29 protein-coding genes are annotated in these 23,741 nt (G+C 61.9%); all 29 read right to left on the bottom strand.

What is annotated here, in order from left to right; translation table 11 throughout:
* Positions 1–2 precede the first annotated feature (2 nt).
* On the bottom strand, positions 3–578 hold the full coding sequence (locus AC5QPF_RS13180) for a putative phage tail protein (RefSeq protein ID WP_494963633.1): 576 nt from the start codon (positions 576–578) through the stop codon (positions 3–5).
* Positions 575–1,645 (bottom strand): baseplate J/gp47 family protein, encoded by a 1,071-nt coding sequence (locus AC5QPF_RS13175; RefSeq protein ID WP_494963632.1) that lies wholly within the window; start codon positions 1,643–1,645, stop codon positions 575–577. Before AC5QPF_RS13175 ends, AC5QPF_RS13180 begins: the two co-directional genes overlap by 4 nt.
* On the bottom strand, positions 1,645–1,995 hold the full coding sequence (locus AC5QPF_RS13170) for a phage GP46 family protein (RefSeq protein ID WP_494963631.1): 351 nt from the start codon (positions 1,993–1,995) through the stop codon (positions 1,645–1,647). Before AC5QPF_RS13170 ends, AC5QPF_RS13175 begins: the two co-directional genes overlap by 1 nt.
* Positions 1,996–2,060: 65 nt before the next feature.
* Positions 2,061–2,585, bottom strand: coding sequence for a phage baseplate assembly protein domain-containing protein (locus AC5QPF_RS13165; RefSeq protein WP_494963630.1), 525 nt, complete (start codon positions 2,583–2,585; stop codon positions 2,061–2,063).
* A complete protein-coding gene (locus AC5QPF_RS13160; RefSeq protein WP_494963629.1) occupies positions 2,582–3,712 on the bottom strand; it encodes a phage baseplate assembly protein in 1,131 nt (376 codons plus the stop codon). The genes AC5QPF_RS13165 and AC5QPF_RS13160 overlap by 4 nt, the downstream gene beginning before the upstream one ends.
* A complete protein-coding gene (locus AC5QPF_RS13155; protein ID WP_494963628.1) occupies positions 3,696–5,168 on the bottom strand; it encodes a DNA circularization N-terminal domain-containing protein in 1,473 nt (490 codons plus the stop codon). The genes AC5QPF_RS13160 and AC5QPF_RS13155 overlap by 17 nt, the downstream gene beginning before the upstream one ends.
* Entirely contained in the window at positions 5,168–7,792 is a 2,625-nt protein-coding gene (locus tag AC5QPF_RS13150) for a phage tail tape measure protein (RefSeq protein WP_494963627.1), read from the bottom strand. The genes AC5QPF_RS13155 and AC5QPF_RS13150 overlap by 1 nt, the downstream gene beginning before the upstream one ends.
* A 162-nt stretch (positions 7,793–7,954) precedes the next feature.
* Complete coding sequence (locus AC5QPF_RS13145) at positions 7,955–8,338, bottom strand: hypothetical protein (protein WP_494963626.1); 384 nt, start codon at positions 8,336–8,338, stop codon at positions 7,955–7,957.
* A 3-nt stretch (positions 8,339–8,341) separates the two neighbouring features.
* On the bottom strand, positions 8,342–8,713 hold the full coding sequence (locus AC5QPF_RS13140; protein ID WP_494963625.1) for a phage tail protein: 372 nt from the start codon (positions 8,711–8,713) through the stop codon (positions 8,342–8,344).
* Positions 8,714–8,724: 11 nt separating this feature from the next.
* Positions 8,725–9,822 (bottom strand): phage tail sheath C-terminal domain-containing protein, encoded by a 1,098-nt coding sequence (locus AC5QPF_RS13135; protein WP_494963624.1) that lies wholly within the window; start codon positions 9,820–9,822, stop codon positions 8,725–8,727.
* A complete protein-coding gene (locus AC5QPF_RS13130) occupies positions 9,819–10,028 on the bottom strand; it encodes a hypothetical protein (protein WP_494963623.1) in 210 nt (69 codons plus the stop codon). The genes AC5QPF_RS13135 and AC5QPF_RS13130 overlap by 4 nt, the downstream gene beginning before the upstream one ends.
* Positions 10,029–10,601 (bottom strand): phage protein Gp37, encoded by a 573-nt coding sequence (locus AC5QPF_RS13125; RefSeq protein WP_494963622.1) that lies wholly within the window; start codon positions 10,599–10,601, stop codon positions 10,029–10,031.
* On the bottom strand, positions 10,601–11,092 hold the full coding sequence (locus tag AC5QPF_RS13120) for a phage protein Gp36 family protein (RefSeq protein WP_494963621.1): 492 nt from the start codon (positions 11,090–11,092) through the stop codon (positions 10,601–10,603). The genes AC5QPF_RS13125 and AC5QPF_RS13120 overlap by 1 nt, the downstream gene beginning before the upstream one ends.
* Positions 11,089–11,676: an HI1506-related protein gene (locus tag AC5QPF_RS13115; RefSeq protein WP_494963620.1), complete on the bottom strand. Its 588-nt coding sequence runs from the start codon at positions 11,674–11,676 to the stop codon at positions 11,089–11,091. The genes AC5QPF_RS13120 and AC5QPF_RS13115 overlap by 4 nt, the downstream gene beginning before the upstream one ends.
* A 3-nt stretch (positions 11,677–11,679) precedes the next feature.
* Positions 11,680–12,588 carry a Mu-like prophage major head subunit gpT family protein gene (locus tag AC5QPF_RS13110; protein WP_494963619.1) on the bottom strand — a complete coding sequence of 303 codons (909 nt, stop codon included), beginning with the start codon at positions 12,586–12,588 and terminating at the stop codon, positions 11,680–11,682.
* Positions 12,589–12,614: 26 nt separating this feature from the next.
* Positions 12,615–13,010 (bottom strand): hypothetical protein, encoded by a 396-nt coding sequence (locus tag AC5QPF_RS13105; protein WP_494963618.1) that lies wholly within the window; start codon positions 13,008–13,010, stop codon positions 12,615–12,617.
* Positions 13,011–13,014: 4 nt separating this feature from the next.
* Positions 13,015–13,992, bottom strand: coding sequence for a phage protease (locus AC5QPF_RS13100; RefSeq protein WP_494963617.1), 978 nt, complete (start codon positions 13,990–13,992; stop codon positions 13,015–13,017).
* 292 nt (positions 13,993–14,284) lie between these two features.
* Positions 14,285–14,833 carry a phage virion morphogenesis protein gene (locus tag AC5QPF_RS13095; protein WP_494963616.1) on the bottom strand — a complete coding sequence of 183 codons (549 nt, stop codon included), beginning with the start codon at positions 14,831–14,833 and terminating at the stop codon, positions 14,285–14,287.
* Between the two features lie 102 nt (positions 14,834–14,935).
* Positions 14,936–16,216: a PBECR2 nuclease fold domain-containing protein gene (locus AC5QPF_RS13090; RefSeq protein ID WP_494963615.1), complete on the bottom strand. Its 1,281-nt coding sequence runs from the start codon at positions 16,214–16,216 to the stop codon at positions 14,936–14,938.
* A 405-nt stretch (positions 16,217–16,621) separates the two neighbouring features.
* Positions 16,622–18,175 carry a phage portal protein family protein gene (locus AC5QPF_RS13085; RefSeq protein ID WP_494963614.1) on the bottom strand — a complete coding sequence of 518 codons (1,554 nt, stop codon included), beginning with the start codon at positions 18,173–18,175 and terminating at the stop codon, positions 16,622–16,624.
* On the bottom strand, positions 18,175–19,758 hold the full coding sequence (locus AC5QPF_RS13080; RefSeq protein ID WP_494963613.1) for a hypothetical protein: 1,584 nt from the start codon (positions 19,756–19,758) through the stop codon (positions 18,175–18,177). The genes AC5QPF_RS13085 and AC5QPF_RS13080 overlap by 1 nt, the downstream gene beginning before the upstream one ends.
* Positions 19,755–20,681: a DNA cytosine methyltransferase gene (locus AC5QPF_RS13075; protein WP_494963612.1), complete on the bottom strand. Its 927-nt coding sequence runs from the start codon at positions 20,679–20,681 to the stop codon at positions 19,755–19,757. Before AC5QPF_RS13075 ends, AC5QPF_RS13080 begins: the two co-directional genes overlap by 4 nt.
* Positions 20,678–21,169: a phage protein Gp27 family protein gene (locus tag AC5QPF_RS13070; protein ID WP_494963611.1), complete on the bottom strand. Its 492-nt coding sequence runs from the start codon at positions 21,167–21,169 to the stop codon at positions 20,678–20,680. The genes AC5QPF_RS13075 and AC5QPF_RS13070 overlap by 4 nt, the downstream gene beginning before the upstream one ends.
* Before the next feature lie 30 nt (positions 21,170–21,199).
* Entirely contained in the window at positions 21,200–21,508 is a 309-nt protein-coding gene (locus tag AC5QPF_RS13065; protein WP_494963610.1) for a hypothetical protein, read from the bottom strand.
* Complete coding sequence (locus AC5QPF_RS13060) at positions 21,505–21,837, bottom strand: hypothetical protein (RefSeq protein WP_494963609.1); 333 nt, start codon at positions 21,835–21,837, stop codon at positions 21,505–21,507. The genes AC5QPF_RS13065 and AC5QPF_RS13060 overlap by 4 nt, the downstream gene beginning before the upstream one ends.
* The gene (locus AC5QPF_RS13055) at positions 21,834–22,049 is read right to left on the bottom strand and encodes a TraR/DksA C4-type zinc finger protein (RefSeq protein WP_494963608.1); all 216 of its coding nucleotides are present in this window, start codon (positions 22,047–22,049) and stop codon (positions 21,834–21,836) included. The genes AC5QPF_RS13060 and AC5QPF_RS13055 overlap by 4 nt, the downstream gene beginning before the upstream one ends.
* On the bottom strand, positions 22,036–22,674 hold the full coding sequence (locus AC5QPF_RS13050) for a DNA-packaging protein (RefSeq protein ID WP_494963607.1): 639 nt from the start codon (positions 22,672–22,674) through the stop codon (positions 22,036–22,038). Before AC5QPF_RS13050 ends, AC5QPF_RS13055 begins: the two co-directional genes overlap by 14 nt.
* On the bottom strand, positions 22,671–23,318 hold the full coding sequence (locus AC5QPF_RS13045) for a transglycosylase SLT domain-containing protein (RefSeq protein WP_494963606.1): 648 nt from the start codon (positions 23,316–23,318) through the stop codon (positions 22,671–22,673). Before AC5QPF_RS13045 ends, AC5QPF_RS13050 begins: the two co-directional genes overlap by 4 nt.
* 2 nt (positions 23,319–23,320) lie before the next feature.
* A complete protein-coding gene (locus AC5QPF_RS13040) occupies positions 23,321–23,635 on the bottom strand; it encodes a putative holin (RefSeq protein WP_494963605.1) in 315 nt (104 codons plus the stop codon).
* Positions 23,636–23,741: the final 106 nt, after the last annotated feature.

Raw genomic sequence — 23,741 nt, 5'->3', positions numbered from 1 at the left:
CTTTAAGTTTCGCCATAGCTAAAAAGTAAAGTTGTATGCGCCGGCTTCATTGTGCGCATCCGGCACTCCAATTGCTTATTACCCCATACCGCCAAGGGCTCTCCTGCCGCAGCGTTGCCTGCCCGGGCCGGAAATACACTCACAGCGCTGGCGTTGATCATCCAAGCACCAGTCCAGCCGTCTCCGTAAATCGAGTCACCGGCACGCGCGAATCCGGCCCGGGCCGGGCGGAACTCTGTGATCGTGATGGTGTAACCGAGACTTTCAGCGAGACGAATAAAGAGAGCATTTGATTGTCCGGCGACACCTTTGAGCTTTGCCATGACTGCCGCTATACGCTGCCTGGCCGCCAGCGCCTCATTGAGCATGCACGGGTCCGGCAGCCCCAAGACACGCTCCCATTCGTCCAGAGCCGCCCCAGAGTCCGGCCAGATGCGGTCATAGAGTCGATTGCTACTCACCTGCGCCCCGTCCAGCGCATTTGCCTCGGCAGCTAGCAACTTCGAAAGAACCGGCCCTGCGCCGTCATACGTCTCCGGCGGTAGCAGAAGACGCAACTGGGTAGCCAAGCTGCTCAAGACATCAGCCCCAGAGTGATCGCACCGGGCCTGATCCAGCCGACAGCATCAGCGATGTCAGTCGCGGGCACATTTGCGACGGGCGTCAGCACCTGGTAATCAGCGACCCCAGCCAGGTTGCCGAGGACAGTACCGATGCGATTTCGCTTCAGAGGGGCACCGATCGGCAGTGTGTTGAGTTCTTCGTTGTATGCCGCCTGAGCGGCCTGTTGCACTTCATCAAGCTTGTAGCCAGCTACAAGCTCAATATTCGCGCTGGCCGCAACGGTTCGAATCGCCGGGGCATACACGAATACTTCAGCCGTCACCGGGCGCAGATATTCGATATGACTAATACACGCGTCGATTACATGGTCCGATGGCGCACCGCCCTGGCCTGTAATGACGACATCTACGGTATTCGGCCCGCGCCGAAGAGGCAGGACAGTGGCCGACGCGACACCATCAACCTCAAGCGCCCAGCGCTTGTAGTCGTATGCCGCGCCGCCGGCTGGAGGGTTGCGCAGCAGATCGAGCAGTCGAACAAGTACGGATGCCGGCGACTCGATATCGCTACCGCCGGTAAGCGCCTCGGTGATCGTTGCCGCTGCGTCGATGCCCAGCGGCGGACTGGTCAAGATGACTTGCCCCGTCAGACCGTTCGCGCTCACTCCGACCGACTGTGCAATTACTGGCACAAATGCATTGCCTGCACTTCCGATGCTCACTACCTCCGCTGTTGTCAGCAGCGCACCGCTGGCAACATGCTTCAGCGTGCTGCCGACGCCAAGACTAACTCCAGATGCCCCCCCAACTTGCGCAACGCCTGTTGCAGCTACGGGCGCTCGTTGACGAATGCCGCGATTTGCGGCGTGATGAAGCACTTCCGCCTCATCTGCGGTGTCTGGAAAAATCTGCCGATAAATCCAGGCCTGGTACTGATAGAGACCTTCGATTGCAGCAGCAACAGCCGCACTTCGAATGAAGTTATCCGAGTCGCTGGTTATGTCTGCGTCGGGCAACTGGCTGCGAATGTCCCGCAGGATCGCATCCCGAATGCTGTCGTATGCTGGCGGTTGAAACGGCATCAAATCACCCGAACGTTATGTGTGAATGTTTGGACTTGACCATCTGCCTCGACAACTTCGACGGCAAGAAGCAGCCAGCCGTTGTGAGGCTGTTCTGCGGTGACTGTGATCGCCGTAGCCCGCCCATCGTCGAGCAACGGCTTGAGTGCGGTTTCGGCGTATTGCACCGCGAGACGCCCCACGCGAGGCCTGTCTTTCTCTCGGCGAAGCGTGTGGAGCAGAGAGCCCAGCAACGGGTCCGCCCAGTAGCTGCCCAAGGGGGTCATGAGTCGGAGATAGACAGCGTTGGCAAGGGAGCTAATGCGCTTGCCGGTCGTGTCGCCTGTAATTGGGTTTATGCCTGTGTCCATTGAGCGATGGTCCCTTACATCGCCAAGAAAATGCCTTTCTTGTCGACGTAAGTCGCTGCGCCGCGCTACTGCCGAGGTGCGGGCTTCGGACTGTTGCCGTGGACATGCTCGTTGTACAGATCACGATCCTGCTGCATAGTCCGCACTTGGTCCTTGATCTCTCCAGTTGCGTCGACCAGAGGTGTTTCCAGCACGACTTTCGTTGACGCTCGAATCACAAGCGTTTCAGTCTCGACCTCGATCAGACGCCCCCGCTTCATGTGTATGCGGTCGCCTTCGTCGGTGTAGAGTGCGACCTCACCATCGGCCACGTGGAGCCGATAGCGACCGTCACCGCTGGCGATCACAACCGAGTGTTTCGTGTCACCGCCGACGGGCAGGACGATGTACTCGGCACCCGGAAGCGGTGCAGAGACAAAGCCGTAGTCTTGCATCAGCTCACCGCTAACCGACTCGCCAGCCAGTCCTTCCATTTCTACGCCGATCTGCGCGCCGGAATGGCTGTTGCGCGCTGCGATAGCTCTGAACGCCTGACGTATGCCACGCTGTGCGTTCTGTGCCTGATTTCGCATTGTCTTGAGAATGCTCATAGCTTGTGCAGCTCCTGGATGAATGCCGCGTCAGCATCGGACTTGCGCTTCTTCTTCGACTTCGACGGGTTGCCGTCCAGCACCCAGGTCTTGTCCTCTCGCAGCCGCAGCTCTGTAATTGCCCCTTCGCGCCGCGTGAGGCGCAACGTGCGGGACATGAGGAAGTAGGTCGCGTTCAAGCCATGCGGCTCGCTGAACACGTTGACGCGCTGCCCGGGCGACCATACGGCCCCATTACCGGCCCTGTGCCCCATGACGATTGCCCGGATCTCAAGGCCTTCCAAGCGACTGTCAGCGAGCAGCTTGCGGGCGCGGGACGAAGCCATGTCCTGGTTCTCGCACGAGCTGTCTATCACGACCTTGGGACGGAAGATCCCGCGCTTTGCCAGCGCATCATCGCGCACGACAGTCTTCAGCTTCGTTCGACTTGTGTCGTAACCGTCCGCGTCGTACTGGCCGTGCTGCCCGAGAACGGTCACTTGGCTGAACCGGCCAGGCAGCGAGCGGCGAAGAGATAGCTGCTCGACGTTGTTACCCACGCCATTCTCACGCAGGATCAGCGTTGCGACAGGTGGTGCGGTGTAGTTCGGACCACCGATAACCAGGCGTCCGTCGGGCTCCATCCAAGGCCAAAGACCGTTAGCTTCAGCGACCTGGAGCAGCACTTCCCAGGCACTCTGGCCGGGCTCAACCTGTATGCGTTTCCGCGTCTTTATCTTCTCGGCGCGAATCTCAACACGGACCACTCCGAGCGGCTTGACAACCTTGTCGATGATGTCGGCCAGGCCGACTTCTCGCATCGCGACGAAGGGCGTCGAGCAGTCGACAAGCACGGCCGCGTTATCGCGCCCGTTGATGCGTATCGTGCGCCCCTTGCGAGAAATATCGAGTTCAACTTCGTCAACGACGCCCGTCAGCACTCGGTCGGTGCCCAGGCTCAGTGTGCACGGGGAACCTTCCCGGAGCGTCGCCGGCAGCGGCCCCGGTTCGCGGGTAAATAGCTCAAGCTGGAAAGCGTCCGCAGGTGTCAGCAGATCGCTTTCCACTGACCAGCCCTCCCAGAGTTCATGCGCATGGGCACCGACCGCAAGGCGGATTTGCTCAAGCGGCTTATTGAGCGTAGGCACGCAGCACCTCCCCGGCGCTAATCGCCTGTGGACTTCGCAATGTTGGATTCAAGCGCAGCAGCTCAGCAGCCCTGGAGTGATCGCCGTACCAGTGGTGGGCGAGCAGTCGCAGATTGGTTTCACTGCCAACCGTGCGCTGAACAATCGGAGGCCGCAGTTGCAGCACCTGCCGCCCAGCGGCTTGTACGATTCCGGAGATTGCACGTAGAGGCTCGATGACCCGCAACGCGCTCTCGACGTCGAGCAACTGGCGGTGCAGCACGATTGACGCTTGCGCGAGCGCGCGAGTGCTGGAGACAACCGTTTCCAACTGCTCCGGCGTGAGCGTCGGCGTTTTGCGCTCGGCATCGAGCAACGCGATGACAGCCGAGGCCTGGGCGAGCGCAGTTTCAGTAACGACCAACAGAACCAACTCCCAGGCAACTGCGGTGGTTGGTGGCAGCATGCTTGCAGAGCCCAAAACCAAGCCACCGACCGGCACCCCCGCCAACAATGTGTCGTCCAGAGCCAGGCCGAGTCGGGCCTGCGCAAGTACCGCAGTGCCGACGCGAGCTGGACTGGCTTCGATTGAATCCGCCCCGGGAAGCACCAACAGAAGATTGTCCTGAGCGACCAGGCGCTGATTGATCAGCTCAAGCGCTGCGTTCGTTTGCTCGATCACACTGCCCGAGCTGGACGAGTCCGTGACGTTCGAAACCGTAGCTATAGCAAATGTGCTGGCTGAGGAACCGTCGTATGGAGACGGGTCGATGTGCGCGGAAATCGCGGCGCGGATCTCAGTTGGAGTGCGGTGCAGGTCCAGAAGCGGGTCGAACTGCGCGCCTGCGCTTTTGCCGAAAAGACTCGCAAGCCCGGAGACGATGCCCAGGATCTGGCTACGCAACTGCAACAGCCGCAGGCCAATCCCGGGCAGGCCGAGCAGGTTCTCAAGCAGCCCGATCCAGCCTCCACCAATCAACTGCTGCACCGCTGCGACAAGGGCATCGACCTGCCCGATAAGATCGAGCAGGCCGTCTTGCCAGCGCCGCTCGTCCTCACCCGTGAGCACGCCCTCGTCAACAAACTCGAACTGGCGGGCGAAGAACGGTTCCGAGGGCGTACGCTCGACAAACTGAAGGTCAACCTGCGTGTAATCCGGGCGCTCGGCTGAATGCTCGACTTTCCAGCTCCGGGTCAGCACATCCACCCGGCCGTAGATGGGGTGGATCAGCTCTCCCGGGCCCGGCGTATCAACTGCCGCCAGGAGGTTCTGCAACGCGATCTCGTAGTTGGTGCCAAAGAAGACGACCGACAGCGAGAACTCACGGGCCTTGCGCCCCATGTCCTCTAAGTCGTCGCCGTCGCGGTACGGCACGCCGTGCTGTGCCAGCTCCCGACCACCGCCAAGATTCTCGGCAAGGACTTCCAGCGCAACGCCCCGGAAGGAGGCGTCCAGTAATGTTTCGTTCCAGCTCATCAGCCGCGCCTCGATTGGATGCCGACACGCCGCTCAACTTCGGCATAGATGTTGTCACTGTCACTGCGCACCTCGATCACAAGCGGACGTCCAACCAGACCTTGGAGCTGGTTGATCTGCTGACGCAGTGTTTCTGACAGTTGTCGCAACGTCTCGGCGTCCTGGCCGTCGTTTTGCACCATGCCGAGCGAACCTGGTTGAGATAGGGTTTGCGTTCCCATACGACCCAAGGCCTGGCTCGCCCATTGCGCCAAGGAAGCGCTTGGCGCAGGCATACCTGGCATCAAGCGGCTGGCGTCGATTGGGGACTCTAGGCCAAAGGGGGCTGCTTTGGATTTTGCGGCCATGATTCCGACTGTGTTGCGACCTGGCTCCGCCGCGCGCAGCAGGTCGAGCCCTTTTGCAGGCTCGGCCAGGCCAGCGAGGGCAATGCGGCGAGCCCAGGCGTTAGCCTCGGATACTCGACCGCCCGAGGCCGTCAGTCCGGTTTGCTGCTGCGCAAGCTGCCGAGCCTGGTCGGAAACCCATCCATCAGAAGCATCAGGACTCGCCTGCGCGAGGTCGATTCGATTGCGGTAGAACGCGCTGTAGTAGGACCGCTGGTCCTCGGTCAGCAGCTTTGAGTTCTCGGCCGCACGCAGGCGCCCTTCGTCCGTGTTTTCTGTTGAACCACTGATGACGGATGCCACAGTTGCCAGCGCGATACCGCCGGCAACTTTCGCCTTCGGCGACTGCTCAACAGGGCCGGCAGGCGGAACCTTCGTGCCGCTTGGCTTCTTGTCCGGGCCACCGGGCATGGACATGCCACCGCCGTCACCCCCGGGCCAGTTCGTCACGAATACAGAAGTTACACCTGTCGCTTCTTCCAGCACCTTGCCGACAGCAATATTCTTCAGGGTCTCAGGACCGCCAAGGAACTTGTTCAGCAGCGCACCACCTCCCGCCATCGCACCACGACCGGCGACGTATCCACCGACGCCTGTCGCCAGTCCGGCGCCGAGCATCTGCTCACCGGACAGGTTGAGGTCGTTGAGCAGGTAGTTGCCCATGTCTGCCAACCCCTTGTTGAGGGGCTGCGACATCCGGTCAATCGCCGCACCAAGCGTTGCTTTCAGCCGGCCTGCCGTACCCGTGGCGCTGTCGACGTTGTCCGCCAGATCCTTCTCGAAAATAGATTTGGCACCGCCGATGGTTTCGGTGCCCTTTGCGTAGTTCTCCAGGCGGTCGCCGGTCAGAAATGCCTTGATGCCTTTCTGCGTGTCCTGGTCCATTTTGCCGAAGGCCACGTCCATGAACTTGGCGCGATCCTTGTCGGTCTTCAGAGCCTTGTACTTACGCTGAAGGTCGGCAAACACGTCTTTCGTGTCCCGCAGGCTCTTGTCTTTATTGAAGAACTCTACGCCCGTAGCCTTGGTCACTTCCTTGCGGTAGCTGCCGTTGTTGAACATGCGCAACGTCGATTGCGCGAGCGTACCCAAGCGGTCAGGCTCCAGTTCGATCAGGGACAGGGTTTCGACGAACGACAGCGCCTGCGCCATCGACATGCCGGCGGACTTCGCGTCCTGGCCGATCTTCGGGAAGATGCTCGACAGGTTTTCAAGCTCAGCGTTACCCAGGCGTCCGGCCACGGTCATTTTTTGCAAGATGTCCAACGCAGCCCCTGCCTTGGACAAGTCGATGTCGAACGCACCCGCACCGGTCACGACTGCTTTCGCAAGAATCCCGCTATCGGCTCCAGTCACGGCGCTGGCCTGGGCGATAGCGTCGGCACTCGGCTTGGCTTCGGCGTAAGAGAGGCCGCTTGCGATCAGCGTGTCGAAGCCGGTCTGGACCTGCTCACGCTCAACGCCATATTTCTGAGCCAGCTTCCATTGCCCGCCGCGCCATTCATCTCGTTCCTCAGCCTTCAGTCCCGCCGTCTGCTGGGTACGGATCAACTGGCGGTCGAGCGTTGCGCTCGACTTCAATCCAGAGGCGACACCGATACCGACGCCGAGCCCGGCAAGTTGCCCCTGAGCCGAGCTGCCTGCTCGCTTGATTCGTTCAAACTCCGAGCGCACGCCCGCAGCTACGGCCTTTAGGCCGCGCAGGTTGCGGCCGCCATTCTGCGCAAGGCGACGGAATGACTGCTCCGTCCGATCCACGCTCTGCCGCAGCGGCTCGACGCCCTGGCGTTCCGTGCTGTTCAGTTCGGTCTTGGCATCGCGCGCGGCCTTGCGCGCGTCGTTCGACAGCTTCTTGAATTCTGCGGCAGTCTTCGTCACCACGAACTGAGTGCCGCTGCCTTCCTTGGCCGTCGCACGCATAGCCTCGCGCACGACCTTATAGCTCGTCGCGCCGTCCGTACCGGCCTTCCTCATGGCCCCCGCAGACCTGGTGCTTTCCTCGGCAACTGTCCGGCTGGCTTTGGCCGTGTCCCGCATCGCGTCACGCACGACCTTGTAACTGGTGGCACCAGTAGCGCCAATCCTGGTGATTGCGGTCGACACTTTCCAGCTTTCATCCGCGAGCGACCGCGCCCCTTGCTTGCCGGCGTTGTGCAGGTCACGGTTCAACTGCCCGATCTCTCGCCGGCTGTCACCAGCATGGGCTTGGATGCGCAACGCGACGCGCAAATCAGACATGGGTACTCACCTTACAGATAGAAGAAAGGCCCGTTGCCGAGCCTTTTGGTTATTGCTTAAGCCTGCCAGTGCGCTTGCTGACGATGCGCTCGCGCTTGGTCTTGCCGGCAATCAGGTCCAGCCGCGTTTCAACTTCACGGCGGGTCATGGTGCGGATCTCGTCTAGCCGGTAGCCGTGTCGGGCGAGGTTGTGCTCGATGCGGCGCCAACTTTGTTGGCCGCGCTCTGCGGCTTCAGCTTTTTTTCCAGTTCAACGTCCGCGTCAGCAATGACCGCCAGATCCGTTTCCAGCAATTCTTCACGCAGCAGATCCGTGGTCAGGTACTTCAGCTCGATGTCCCCCAGGCTGAGCAACTGGCGGCGGAAGACCTCCAAAGTAATCAGTTGCATGGGGCCATCGGGGTGGGCTTCCTGCGCTGCGATCAGATCGCCAGTGACGCCGGCACGGAGGGTGAACTGCTTGTGCCGCATGCCGCCGAAGTAGACGCCGATAGGTAGCTCGCGGGTGATCGTCAGGCCGTCCCAACGCTTGTCTTGTTCGCTCATGGCTTATTCCGTGTAGTAGTTCAGGGCGACGACGGTCAGGTCGCGAGTGGCTTCGTTGTCGACTGCATACTTGCTGCCGACTTCGATCAGGCTGCAGCCGGTGTATGTCTCGCGTTTGCCGCCGCCGTCTTGGGGGAAGATGGTGATCTTCGCGTCAATCAGAGCCCGCCAGTCCGGCTCGCCAGTCTTCGGAATCGCGACCGAGATTTTCAGGTCGTACTCTTCGATGCCCTTGGACGTGCCAGTCGGTCGCCCGGAACGGTTCATTGTCTTGACAACCTTGCGGCCGGTCTTGATCGACGGTTCAACGCTGGTCACTTCGTATTCGCTCCCGTTGATTTCGAGAACGATCATTCCGACGAATTTGTCAGACATGGGCTTTGCTCCTACAGCAGCAGATCGATGCGGCCGGCAAACACATGCAGGCCGTTGACGATGTCAGTGGGGATGGCGGCATTGAGTCGGTTCACGTCTTGGCCCGAGCGCTCGACAATCAGTCCTGCTGCGTTGTCGTCGACGTTCTCCAGAATCTCCAGCTCTTCGCATTTCTTGAGCACGTCCAGCAGCTCGCCACGCACTGCGTCCGGCGTCTTGCTGCTGAGTTTCGAGCGAGGGAAGCGCAGGCGAATGCGATCACGGCAGGCTTGGCGGACGTAGTACAGGGTGCGGATCGAGGTCAGATCGAGCAGCGACACATCAGTCGCACCGGCAGCGCTCTTTGTGTAGGTGCTGACTGCGCGGACGATCTGGACCACGTTTCCGGGACCTACCTCCAGCGGGGTCACGCCGTTCGCCAGGCAGGTTTCCTGCTCGACCCGACCCAGACGACTGGCGATCGGAGGAACGGCAATCCCGGCCAGCGCGAGAGTGTTCAGCGGCCGCGCCGGATCTTCTTCGGACGCGATCACCGCAGCGTAGGCAGCAGCCACCTGGCGAGCGCTGGAAGGAGTACCAGGAAGCAAGGCCAGGGTGATCGCGCCGCCGTTCAAGCTGGCAGCCAGCGCCGTAGCGGCTGACAGAGTGCCAGTGACGGCACCGACACCGAGAATCGACTGTTGCTCAATCGAGCTGGTCCAGGTCGCGATATGGGTACGGAGGGCGGTCATGGCTACCTGGCTGTACCAGGCCGGAACCACGATTGTAAATCCGCCTTGGGCCGTCGAGGCCAAGGCTTCGGCGATAGCCGGTTCGGCTTCGCCGGCCACTGTCACGCCGACGCACGAAATCGCTACATAGCGATAGGCATCAATAGCCGCCGCAACCATTTCCTCGGCCACGGCCCCGAACGCAGTCTTGGCCTCGGCGGCGCTATAGACCTGCTGGGGCAGATTTGCCCCGGCAGTTGCACCCTCTTCGAGTGGAACGACCAGGCAAACGTGCTGAGCATTGGTCGGCAGGTTACGCACCGCCAAGCTGGTGTTGAACTCCATGTACACACCAGGCTTGCGAATACTCGCCGGGATCGTGTCAAAAGCAATGGTCATTGGTTGGCCTCTTCGTTTTGAGCGGCCTGTTTGGCACCGCCCTTGGGTTTCACCCGCTCCAGCTCGCCAGCGGTGATCCGGCGCAGGTAGTAAGGGTGCTCTTCAACGTCCACGGGCTTGCCCGGGGACGGCTTGATGAACTCGATGCCGTCCTTGGTAGTGCCCGGCAGGACCGGCACAGGGTGTTTGGTAGCGATCACCAGCATCTATTGCTCTCCCAGGTCGATTGAGTCGGTAACGGTGGCGTCCGGGTTGCCCGCCGGGACGTGGTAGCCAATGTCGACGCCCTCAAGCCACGGCAACTCGCCCTCGGGAATCTCCCAGTCCGTCTCGACTGCAAAGGACTGGCCGAGTACAGAGAGGTGGCTGCCTTGGTACTTGCCATTGACCAGGTTGGTGAACTCGGTCGGTTTCACCAGAGCACCGTCCGGCTTGTGCGGCCAGTTCGCCAGTAGCCGCAAGCAGCTTTCCCAGATCCAGTAGCTGCCCGGATCACTGGCAACCGAGCCGGAGCCACGTCGGGTTTCGCGTTCACCCCGGACCGAGGTGCTGGAAATGACCAGGCGGAACACGACAGTGGCTAGGTAGCGACGGTTCGACTTCGGCTTGAACACGATCTTTGGCGTCGTGATCAATACGCTTGGCGAGTTCTTCAGCATCTCGACCAGCAGGTCGTCGTCACTGAGTTCGCCGCCGTAGTCGCCGACAGTCAGCCGGCGCACCTGGTTCTTCAACTCGTCCAGCCGGGCCTTGATGGCGTCCTCCAATTCGCCAATCATCACAGCCCCCGCAACCTGGCCCGGTCGAACAACCGTGGCTGGTGGCTGATCTGCAAACCCGACTGGCCAGACTCCGCAGCACCACCTTGCTTGTCTTCATCAGCCAGCTTTTCCAGACGCTTGATGATGTCGCGGTAGCGCAGGCGCACGGCGGATTCAGCGTTGGCCTTTTCGCCGTACAGATGGAATCGGGTCAGCTCGGGCATGTCGTCGGTGACCCAGTCCGGGGCGTCCTGCCCCGGCTGGCGAAAGCGCAGGTAATACTGGATCTCGCTGCGAGCCCGTGTGGCCGCATCAGCGATGCGAGCCAATGCCGCGATGGCGGACGCCACATCCTCGGCGTCCCAGCCGTCCAACGGATCGCCCTTGGCGGCAGCTTCCATCAGCTCGCCAGAGATAGCCCGGTTGATCTCGGGGACCGCGAGGTCCGCGATCTCTTTGGCACCGAAACGGGTAATCAGCGATATGGCGCTCGGCAGCGAGAGGTTCATTCACCGGCTCCTTTCTTTTCGCTGCCGCGCTTGCCGGTCGGCTTCTCGACCTTCACGGGCGTGTCAGCACCAGGTGGCGCAGCCACTGGCGAAACCGACGCCGAAGTCGACGATGCGTCATCGCCGCCGGAATTTTCGAGCGCCGATTGGCTTGCATCACTACGGATCTCCTTCAGGCATTGGCCGATGATCTCGACCAGGGCGTCCTCATTGATCGTGATCACTCCGTCGACCGGGGCCGGCTCCAGCAGGCGGATAGCATCGAGGACCAGGCCTGGCAGGCGCTTCTGGCCATCCAGTAACCCGACCACATCGGCAGAGGCGGTTTTGAGTCCAGCGCGAGCCTGTTCCAGGGAGTGCTCCAGGTGCGCGATGGTGTCGCCCATTTGCTGGAGCAACTGGGCATCCTCGTCGGCGCCCTGAGCAAACTCAGCCTGCTCGGTGATCAGCAGCAGGGGTTCAGCCCGCAGCAGTTCCAGCTCGGTATCGGTGAAGTGGCCGTCCTCGTAGTAGGTGCCACGAGCCCGATGTGCGATGCCGCCGCGACGGAAGCCGTCAACCACGGCCTTGATAACAACGCCCATTGATTATTCCCCCGTACCGGTGGAGCCGTATGCCAGTTGCCAGAAGCCATAGCCGCCGGCCGCTCGGGCCTCGGCGCCGAACTTGAATTTCTTGCGGTTGAAGACGTCGTCAGCTTCGGCATCCGTCTGCTGAACGAACACCGGGGCCTTGCGCTCCTGGTAGATGAACGGCAGCACTGGCTTTGTGGTGTCGAGCACGAACCAGGCAGTACGCGAAATAAGGCGTGGCTCGACCACCATTTCGGCGGCGCCCTTGTAAGGGTTGTCTTCGCCGTTTGCCAACTTCTCCGAGGTCAGCAGGCGGCGTGCGGTGTCGCGCAGTGCCGGCGGAACGAGCAGTACGTTCGGCATGACGCCGATGGGGCGGCCGTCCTCGTCCTTCAACTCCTGCAGGACGGTGAGCGCGGCGCCGAAGCTTTCTTCCGCGTGCGCAAGCGTGGCGACGGACAGAGGCTTGGTGCCCATGTTGCTCACGCTCCGGCCTGCAACCGGGTGGTCCGTGTCGAAGAAATACTGACCGTCGTAGCACGGCGTGGTGAATGCCTTGTTCACCAGCTCGTAGACGATCTCGTCCGGCAGTTGCTTCGCCGAGTGGCCGGCCATCTTGGCTTGAGGCTCATAGATGCCCAACTGGTCGTCTTCGATGTGGTTGCGATCCACCTCGACGGTGGCCTCGAAATCTTCGTTGACCACCGAGTAGGTGTAGGCCTGGAGGTTTTTGACGTGTTTGGCGCCTACCCAGCGGCGCATCTTGGGAAATGCCGAGAGCCAGGCGTACAGGTTGCTGCCGGCGCTGGACGGCACTTTCATGGCGATCTTCTGCCAACTGCTCGGCGCTGCCGCGAAAGCGTTGTTGAACAGCGTTTTCATGGCGACAAATGCCGCCTGGATGGAACTCTTGTTTACCAGCATGCGCAGTGCGCTCCTATATAGAGGGGTTACTCGACCCAGACACCGTCGGAGTCGATGCCGACGATCAGGCCGGACGCTGAGCGCGTCCCGCCGCCGTCGGTAGCGCTGACCGTGGCGTCGTCCACGACGTAGGCCCGTTTCAGCAGGTGCGCTTGGGTGACGGAGCCGTCGTTGTCCCACTTGAAGGCGACGCCACGGCTGATCTCAACGGACTTCGCACCGTCGATGCCCGCCACGTTGTCCACGGATTCCTCGGCGCGCCCGGCGTAGGTCAGCCCGGTAGCGGTTTTGCCGGGAACGGCGAAGCCGGATGCAGACAGCACAACCAGCGCGCCAGCCTGGATGCGCACGCCGGTGCCGACACCGACAACCAGGACGTCGGATTTCTTCTTGGGAGTATTGCGGTCAGCGGTCAACGCCATGGGGCTAGCCCTCGCTTTTCAGGGTTTTGGCGAATTCCAACGGATCGAGGCCGAACTGGGCGCAGGCAGCCTGCTGCTCGGCGTTCAGGGCGATGGAGGTGCCGTCGGGTTTGCGGTCGCCCAGGTCGGACGGATCAGCGACCGATGGAGCGGCCTTCACGAACTCGCGGAAACGGTCCAGGCCGGACTGTTCAGAACAGGCGGCGCGGTGGTAGTCAGCAGTTGCCGGCGTGATCTTCCCGGCCTTGAGAGCGGCCTCGATCTCGGCCTCAACGACGGCCTTGTGCTCGTCGGCCTTGCGTGTGGCGAGCGCTTGCTCGGCATTGGTTGCACGGGACACAGCCAGCTCGTAGTCACCGCGAGGAACGAACTTGTCCAGGGGCGGTTGCTCGCTGTTGCGGGCGGTTGCGGTGGCCTTCAGTTGAGTTACAGCGGCGACGGCCTGCTCGTCGGTCGCGGTCGCGTCCAGGCCGAGCAGCGCCGCCAATGCCAGAGGGATTGCCATTTTCGGAGTCTCCGAGGTTTCGTGGTTGAGGGCGGTAAGAACGAGGTTGGGCTTGTTGGTCAGGCCGACGCTGACCATGCGAAGGACTCGACGATAGGTGTCGTCGTAGTCAAAGACAGGGGAAACGAATCGGTACTCACGGGCGGCGACTTGCTCACCAGCGCGAGGCGTCCAAGTGACATGGCCCCACAGCGCGCCCGAGCGAATTTCCAAGCGATCAATCCAGCCGGCCGCCGGTGCGGGTTCGCCCTGCGGGGCAACCTTTTCAGTTGCGTGCTCCCAGTCGATCACCATGTCGATACCGCGCTCAACGAACGCGGTATCGACCAACTGCTGTGCCAGCTCGTCAAACAGCCATTTACGCCCGTCGCGACCGTTGATCACCGGCCCGGAGGGAAGCAGTTCGATCCAGTCAGGCGCCTGGCCCTCGGTGGAGGGCTGCGCGGAGAGGTCGGTATTGAGTGCGAGTGTTTTCATGCCGCCAGTGTCGGCGGCATGTCGGGGGAAGTGTTTTTAAGCTCGACGCAAGAAAAAGGCCGATGGAGGGGGCGGATCGAGGGGGACTGATACTACCCGGATTCGCTTGGCGGCCCAGGTGATTTTTCGGTTTTCTCGCCCAACTTAGAAATTGGCCGGCTTCCGAGCTGCGCCTATAGGGCAGGAACGACATCTAACGCACGTCTAACGCTGTTTCGTTTCAACTTTCGCCCGGATGTACCGGCTAACGCTCCTACAACGCTCACAGAGGCGCGCAGGAGGCGAGCGTTGTTTAACCCTTCAGATAGGCCCCGACGATCTCCAGCAGCTCCGTTTCGTCCTCGGCGGAGAGCCCGAGGTATGGACGGGCTGGCATCACGACTGTGCGTGCGCCATGTGTGACCCACTGCGAGAAGTTCGACTGCCGCTTCTTCACAAAACGGTTGCCAACAACCCCACCTTTCTCCTTGAAGTAAACCTGCCGTGACTGAGCAGCGTGCTCGATCTTGCCGCCGAACTGATGAATAGCGCCGTAAGGGCGGTCAGTGCCGAACTGAAGTTCATCACCCGCCACACTGTGGCGAAGCGTGTCGAGCAGCGCACCGGACTCGCGCAGCTTCTTGTTGCCTTTCTTCTTCGCCAAGGTGCGCGGTGACAGTGGTGCCCAAGGCCTACCATCCGGGCCGACCTGGTTACGGGCCCGAGCATCGGTGGATTGGTGCAGGTACTCGCCGATGTCCAGCAGAGGGACGCGCATGTCCCCCAGTCGCTCGGCCAGTTGCTCCAGCGCCCGGCCGACGCTCGACACGTCAATCGTCACATCAAGCATTGCCCCGGACATCGATGCCTCCTACTATCTATATACGTTCATTGGCTGAGCAGTCCCCGCCGGGACCTCCAAGCCTACAGCCAGAGCTAGAACCCGTGCGGCGGCGCGGGTTTTTTATTGCCCGCTTTCCGGGCGGCGGTACAGGCGCACGCCAAGACGAAGCTGTTCCAGGTAGTCTGGATTACTCGCGTCAGGGGCAAAGGTCGTGATGCCGTCCCAGCCATCTGGACCGACTTCGAACACCGCTAGCGCTGCGACTGGCTCCCCCTCGACCTGGAACCGGCTTATATAGCGGCGACGCACAACGGCCTTGTTCTGCGCGTACTGCCACTCAAGCCGCACCCATACTTCATCCGGTTCCTTCAGTGCATCGGCGAGCAACAGCAGCTCGCGCGCATGGCCGCGCTTGCCCACCTTAAGAGCGCCGGTTTTGGCATTGGTGAACAAGTCCCGCCCGATCACCACACCGTCGCCGGCCTTGTCGCGGAACACAGCCGGCTTGGCCGAAGTCGCGCCGAACTCGCCCATGAAGCGCTCGACGTACTCTTCATCCGACAGTCCGGCCGGCAGCAGGCGGTCAGCCGCAGCAGGCCGGGGCGCTGGTAGCGGACCAGGGGGACGCCGATTTGGCAGCCCGGCACCTTGTACCGCGGTACGGTTGCCCGGCTCAGGCAGCGGGTCGTACGCGCGAAGCGGTGGCACTGCTGACGTCAGCCGCGATTGACCTGGTGCGTACTCAAAGCCGGGATCTATGCCAACTGGAACGCGCACGGTGCGGGGCCCGTTCGGGCTGTTCACGCCGATGGTACGGTCTTCGTACTCGATTGCCGGCGCCGGGCCGACCTTCAGTCCTTGGCGCTGCACGTCACGCTCGCTCAGCATGAACTTCTTGCACTTGCAGCCCCAGCCATTCTGGGGCGAGTGCGTCGACCACCAGGGATCGTCGTGCGGTAGCACCGTACCGTCCCAGGCTTTGTGCTGCGGTCGCGGATGCGCGCTGTCGCCGTGTCGGTACATCGCGTACGGCCTGGCCTTGCGAAGTTCGGGGTCAGCCATCTGCGCTTCGCGGCCAGCGTTGTACGACTGGCGCAGGTTTGTTTCGAAGATCGTTTGGGTTCGCCATGCCCGGCCGCCGTTGTACTGCCAGCCGTGCTGTCCGACGATCTTGTCGAAGTCGGTCCTGAACTGCTCCAGTGTCAGGCCCTTCGTGATCGCCTTGTCGACAGCGCCCCGCATGTCAGCCAGTAGCTCGCGCTTGGTCGTGCCGGCGACGACAAATGCCCAGTCATGCTCGGCCGCGTAGACATCAGTCCAGGCGCGAGTCGGCAGGTTGGTCTTGCCTTTGAAGTAGTCGATCTGTTCCTGAAAGGGAAGTGAGCCGTGTGAGACAGCCATTGTTTATTCCGCGATGTGTGCTGCGTTAGAATTACTGGGTGACGAAGGGGGTGTGAACATGTGGCGGCCCCAAAATACTTTACGACCGATCTAGTCTTGACTAACCCAGTCACGGCTGTAGGCCTAGCGGAGCCTAGCTCCCGTTACGGTAAAGAGCCGCTGCGCCGGCAGTTACACTTCACTGGCGGCACCATCACCCCCTTCGTCACACCCCACGCCGTATGAATTCGGCGACCTCAATCGCCTCAGCGCGAGCCAGCTCGATGTCCTGATATCCGTCTTCGGTCTGTATGGTGAATACAGCCTTACCGTCTGCATTGCAGGACACCAAGAAGCCAACCCCATCCGTGCTGTAGAACGAGACCACTTTCTTCTTGGTCTTGGAGCCCTCGTCATTACCTCGCATCACAGCCCCCTCAGCACGTCATACCGCCCAGCCATGCTCGCCGCCGCCATACCATCCGCCATCGCGTTGGCAAGTTGATCCGGACTCATTCCCGGGTACGCCTCAATCAGCCGATCTCTGAACTCTTCCAGGCTCGACACCGAATCCAGCAGCTCGCGGATGACATCAACCATGTCGTCCATGGCTGATGCACTTGCGGCTGCCAAGGTCTTGGCCTGGAGGTCCACAATGTCTAGCGCTCCTGCAGGGGCACCTGGCTGCTCACGGTTGGTCGCTGTCGCTACTGCCGGTGCACCCGGCTCAACAGGCTTCCCTAGGATTTCGGCGCCTTCTGCGGGCTCAGGGATGCCGAACTTATCGCGGACGACCGACTGCTCGACACGCAGCCCAAGAGGCACCAGCGCAGACAGGGCATCGGTCAGCAGCTTCAGGTCTTCGGGCTTGGGGACATCGATCACAAGTCGCGGATAGCGCCGACCTGGTGTGAAGTTCAGATCGCAGAACGGACGCACAAACATGCGATTGAGCGTGTTCGATTCCGCCTTTGCGTCTGCCTCCAGCAGATCCAGACGCACTTCGTTGTGGACCTTGGCTTGAGCCATGGACGAGCCGTCGTCCGTGCTCATCGTCTGCCCGACGATGGCCTTGGAAATTTGTTTGTCCCACCACTCGGCAAGTCCCTTGAAGAACTCCCCGGCGCCGGCAACGTTGGCGGCGTTGGTGAAGTCGATGCGCATCGAATCCGGAATGACTGCCGCAGCATCACTGCCCAGGTTCGCCACGGCGGACATCAGAATGCCGATGTCTTCCTTGGATGCGTTCGGACCGTAGCGCCCGACCCGCATCGGGATACCGTAGATGTCCGCGAAGCCCATCCAGTCTTTCCACGTCCAAGCCTTGCACATGTACCCCACGGCAGCCAGACGAGCCAAGCCGCCACGGATCGGCAAGCCGGCACGCAGGCGCGGGCGATGAACGATGAACTTGTAGGGGGCGAGCGCTAAGCCATTGACCACATCGGCCTCATCGAGCAGGCGCAGCTCCTGGCCTGTCTCCCGGTCGAACATGAAGAAGCGCGGGTCGCGCCATTCGAAACGCTCCGGCATCCAGGTCTTGCCGCTGCGGTCCCAGACAATCTCGCAAACAGAGTAGCCCTTGCCCAAGGCGTCCGTAAGGTCCGTCTGCATCTCTCCGAACTCGGCGGCCTCGACGACTTCGCGCAAGATGTCGGCCCGGCGAACGTCCTCGGCTTCGTCGCTGACAGCCTCTACCCGAACGCTCAGGCCGGCCAAGGCGAGCTTGCGAGTCCCGAGCACGGAGGCGTAGTGCAGGTCACGCTCTTCCATTTCCTCGGCGAGGGTCAGGTAATCGCGGGCGTCACCCTCGGCGGCGGCCTGGAGCAGAGTCGCCAGTCGGCCGGGCGTCAGGCCACCGGCCACGGACGGGTGCCAAACCTGCCGCACACCGGCCACGCGCGGCGCTGCAACATCCTCGGTGAGTTGGTCGTACTCGATTGGACGGCCATAGTGGTCGACGATTGGTGAGCGAGCCATTAGTAGATGCCTTTTCCAGAACGCCAGCCGGCGCCCATCTTGACCTGGCGGTCGTGATCGGCACTTGGCTGGACGCGGTGATATTCGAAAATCTCGACTTCTTGCCGGCTGGCGAAGTCGGCCAGGGCGAGCGCGACCCCGGCGTCGCCGTGACGCTTGTCGCCGCCTTTCTCCGAGGTGCGTTTCTCTGGAATGCGCGCCACGCCTTTCACGACCCGGAAAGCCCGGATGTCGCCTGTCACGTCTTTGTCCGCAGGGATGTCGTAGAGCGTGTCGTCTTCAAGCGCGGCTTTGAGCGGCGGCATGTTGTCGCGATACCACCCCTCGGTGAGCATCACCTGCTCAATGCGGTTGAAACCGAACTCAACAGCGGCCGACTCGGCGATCTGCTGGCCGTTGCCCCGGGCGTCGTGCGCGCCCTTGAGGAAGTTCGGCAACCGCCGGACGATGTAGAACAGGATGAACTCCTGCTGCTTGAACGGCACGTTTCGCAGTTCCAGCACGAACGGGACTCGCTTGCGCAGGTTCTGCTCTTTCAGCAGAGGCCAGATCACCGACAGGTCGCCAGATCGCGCGAAGTCCATTCCGTAAAACGACTGTACGTCCGGCGGCAGGCTCTCCAGCAGCGGCAGCAACTCGCTGTCGCACCACTCTTTCGTTTCGGCGATACGCAGGTGCTCGGCCGTGGCTTCGTAGCCCTGCGGGTACTTGAGCCGTACGACTGGCACCTCACGGCTGGTCCGGCTTTCGACCAAGGCGAGCGAGAAGTAGGCTCCGCCGCCCTGGCTGGGTATGCAGTCCAGTTCCTCATTGGCTGCATCGCCGTAGAAGTCGTACACGTCCTGCACCCAAGCGTCGCGCTCGGCCTCCACTAGCGGGATACCTTTGCGCATACAAACACGGTCGTAGAGCCCATCCTCGACAGCCTCGCGGAAGGTGCAACGGAACAGCTCGCCCTTGCGCTTGCCTGCACGGATTTCCTCGATCAGTTCATTGAAAGCATTCTCGGTGCCGTCGTGCGTGCTGATCACATGCACCTCACCGCCCCAAATCAGAAGCGCAAGGGCGGCTTTCAGCAGCTCGGCAAGATCCTGGTGGAACGCAGCTTCGTCGATGACCACGATGCCCTGACGGCCCCGCAAGTTGCTCGGGCGACTGGTCAAGGCGACGATGCGATGCCCGCTGGGGAAGGTGATCGTGTATGTCTTGATGTGCTTGTCCGGGTCTTCATCCGGCCAGATACCTTCTTCGATTTCCCCGGCGGCGTAGTTGAAGGCGCGGGCCCACATCGCACACGCCTGGATGTACTCGACAGTCATGTCCTGGTTGTAGCCCAGGTAGTAGACGTTCATACCGTTGGCTTTTTTCTGCGATGCCGCAACCAGAACGTTGTCCGCTGACTCCGCCCAGGTCAGGCCGATCCGGCGAGACTTCTCCCCGACCTTCAGCGGTGCTCGGATACCGATCCAGCGCTTTTGATAGTCGAGCAGGACGGACGGGACGTCGACGACCTCGCCGACGCTGATGATGTCCGCGAGCGGTGACCGCTGATGCGGTGCTGCGCCAGACCGAAGCGCGGTCATGCTGCCGCCTTCAAAGCTGTGATCACGCGCTGGGCGGCAAGCGGCGGGAAGGCGTTACCCGCCATGTGGACCGTGAGCCTGTGATTGGTGGGCCGCTTCACATCTGCCGGGAAAGTCATCGCACGCAGATTCTCGTCAGCCGTGAGCATCCGCATCTGGTTGCCACAAACAAGGGCCCAACGATCCCGGGTAGTGATCGTTCCGATGGGGCGATTGATGTCGCGCCCAGTCGTACCAGAGCCCGTCCCGTAGTACGGCATGACGAATCGATCACCGAATCGCTGACGTCCGCTGCGCACACGGTCAAGCGTTGCTTGGGCGCGTCCTGGCTTATCGATCTGGGACCAGCGTCCGGAATCGAAGTTGATGAAGCTGGTTGCCGGAACATGGGGCAGCTTCGGCAGATCCAGCATCAGTGGAGCACTGCTGCGCGTAATAACAAGGACCAGGCGCAGCCGGTGTTGCGGCACTCCGAGGTCGGCACAGTCGATCACATGCGGAGAGACCTGGTAGCCAAGCGCTTGAATTGCCGCGACCCAGGCCGGATACAACGCCCATTGCATGAACTCTTTGACGTTCTCGACCAGTGCGGCGTACGGCTGGTGAAACTCCAGCGCCGAAACAACGGCCCATGCGGTCGACCGCGAAGCGTCGTGCTGTGGATTGCCCGACGCCTTGCCGCGAGCAGGGGAATGCCCTTGGCAGCAAGGCGAAGCAAGAAGCAGATCGTGCGCAGGCACATCCTCCCACCTGGCCTGTTGCAGATCTTGGCAGGCATGCTGTACGCCAGGATGGTTTGCTCTGTGCCACTCGACAGCGACAGGCCAGTGGTTTGCAGCCCAAAGAACGTCGACGCCCGCATCGCGCGCACCGGTGCTCCATCCGCCCAATCCGGCGAAGAGGTCAACTGCTTTGGTAGTCATGATGCAACCCCCAGAATCTCTCGGCGAATCTCGGCCACGGTCTCGGCGTTGAGCCCGCCCTTCTTCGCAATTTTCTCGATTTGATTCGCCGCAGCCTCGGCTCGGGCTCGGACTTCGGCTTTCCATTTCGCTTGCACGACAGAAGCCCGGCCCAGCTCGGCGACGGCCTTGGCAACCTTGGGCAGATCCATCTTCTGATCGTCGCCGGTCGCCATCAGCAGCTTGAACAGGTGTTCCTGAACCAGGCGCATCAGCGCCTCGTTGACCGCGCCTTCATCATCGGGCGCTGCCTGGACGACGGCCTTGGCCTGCTCGCTCGACATCTTCAGCGCTGCCAGCTTCTCTTCGAACTCGCTGCCATAGCGATGGAGCGCGCTCTTGCCGATGGAGTAGCCGCGCGCCCCCAACTCGGCCGACAGCGCCTCATAGCCGCTGAAGTTGTTTTCGACCAGGTGCTGGTCCAGCCAGGCTTTCAGCTCGCGCGGCAACGCCGCGACTTTGCTCCGTGGCGGCATGGCTCAGGACCAGTATTTTTCGGGACGGGCGATCCCTGGATTGCACGGAATGGTGTACTCGGCGATGTCCACGCCGTAGTGGGTCAGGCCGCAGATCCAGACGCCGCTTGGCTGCTTGACGAGCGTGACCAGCGAGCGGTCGGCCAGGTAATCCAGCTCGCGGCGCAGCTCCATTGCGGTCGCGTCTGGATAGATGCCTTGAATGGTCGACAGCACGACGGCTTCGTGAGGGTCAACGGGACGGCTGGTGTTGAGGGTAAGCAGGATGTACCAGCGCAGGGACTCGCGCCGGGTTTTGGCTGGATCGATCATTGACGCGCTCCTTTGAGCTGCACGTTTTCAAGCTTGAAGGCCAGTGCATCGAGCTTGGCCTCGATCACTGTCTGGTTGCGCACGAAGTCTTCGCGACGTACGTAGTGCAGGGGCATTTCGCCGCGAAGCCGTTCCAGGCCGAGTTCGACCTGGCGCAGCCGGTCTGAGTCTTTCGCAAGCTCTTCGAATCGGCTGTCCATGGCTTCGAAACGCTGGTCGAGACGGCGCTCGATGGCGGCAACAACGAGTTTCAGCAGCCCAAGAAAGCTACCGATCAGGGTGAATCCCGCACCGATCAACTGCCAAAGCGGCAATTCGATAGTTGTCATCGGCCGCCCATCCGTTCGATGTGCTGCTTGCAGGGGACGCAGAGCACCACCCCAGGAACGGCCAAACGGCGCGCTTCGGGAATCGCCTCGCCGCAGTGCTCGCAATGCGTTGCCGAAGCTCCGGAGCCACTGGCATGCACGGCCAGTTGCGCGGCAATCGCGTGCTCACGAAACATTTCCTCCACCTCGGAGGCCATGTCATTTACTTCCATTGTTCGAATTCCATTTGATCAGGTCGTTGAGCTGCGCGCGGCACACCGCCCAGCGCTCGCCATTGCGGGTGTGGTTCGTGAGCAGGTCAGCACGGGTGATGCTGACAATCAGGTCGTCAGCGGCTCCGGCTCCTGCGCTGGTCGCATCAGCTCGGCCGGTGGCTGGGCCGGTGGAAGGCACTGCGACTGCGGAGGTGGTGCCAAAGAGGGCGCTGTTCCACACGCGGACAAAGCCAGCAGTGAAGTCAGCAGGAGGCAGCGGCTCCAGTTGCGCGTCCAGCGCACGGCGATAGAGGGTTGTGACACGTTGAACGTCTCCCGAAAGTTTCTCAGTGACGGCCCGCAGCTCGTCCTTCTTGGCACCGAGTTCCGCAGCCAGTTGAATACCGCGCGCTTGCTCGGCGCGGAGCTTGTCGGTCTGAACCTGGAGCGCGGCCAAGGCTTGCTCAGCGGCCTGACGCTTCTCCGCCTCGTAGGTCGCATCCTTCTCAGCCAGAGCCTTGTCGCCCTTTGATTTCGCGTCGGTGAAGCCGGCGTCGTAACCGGCACTGTGGTTGATCGCCAGGCCGGCGACGGCCAGGCCGACGGCGAGCAGCCAGCCGAGCAACGGTTTCAGGCCGCTCATGAGCACACCCCCGAGCCCCAGCCGGCGGCGATGTAATCGGCTTCCCACTTGCGCAGGATCAACCGGGGATAGCCCCGGTTCTCGTTGAAGGCAGCAGCCGAGCGTCCAGCGTTGAACCGCTCGACAGATCCGAACCAGGTCAGCGAATCGGCGCCCGATGCCGATGCCAATTTGCGGTCGCGGATCAGCCAGCCGAGGCCACCGTTGTAGGAGGACAGGACCATTGCCGCTTGCTCGCACGCATTGCGGGCCTTGATGCGGTCAGCCAGCCAGCGGTCGTAACTGACCAGGGCCATAAGGGACCAGGTCGGGTTGTACGGCTCGACCTTGCCCAAAGTCTTGGGGAACAACTGGGCGAGCCAGGTCGCGGTTGAGGGCATCACCTGGCCCAAGCCTTGCGCACCCACCGGGGATCTCGCGTTGAACTTCCAGCGCGACTCCTGGTGAACCTGCGCCGCGAAGGTAGCGACCGGCGCGTCCAGGCCAAACTCGGCATGGGCGATGCGGGTCAGCTCGCGGCGGTACTGCTCGGCTTCAGCCGGGACCGCAGCGGATGCGGACCGTGGTTTCGAGAAGGTCGCGAGCAGGGCCACGGCGATCAGGAACACAAGCGGGGCCATGATTCGGTTTCGCTTCAGCTTCATGGTCAGAGCCCCAGAGTCAGGCCGAGTACGCAGGCAAGAACGATGATCGCCCGGCGCAGGCCAGCCCATGGTTGATGGGGGAGCCTGACCTGATCAGGCCTGGCGTAGGGGTACAGAGCGCGGTCGAGCCAGTAGCCCAGGACAACGCCGCCTGTGACCAGTGCGGCCTTGTAGAGCACGACCGCGATTTTGGTAGGCGCGATCAGATAGAGCGCGATCAGCAGGAGCACAGTGATCACGGACCAGAAGGTCAGGCGTGGAATCCGGGGCCGGCGGATGCGCAGGCGAGCGCGCAGGCGGGCGCGAAAGTTGTTCATTGGCGAACTTCCTTGGTGGGTTTCAGGGTTGCGCGAATGGCGGCGAGAGAGCGGGCGGCAACTGCGGGATTGCCCCGCGAGTTGACCGGGGCGCGCTCTTGCCTGG

The organism is Pseudomonas sp. Con_6, from assembly GCF_059379395.1.
Note: the sequence above shows the minus strand (reverse complement) of the source record. Positions and strands in the feature narration are given on the sequence as shown.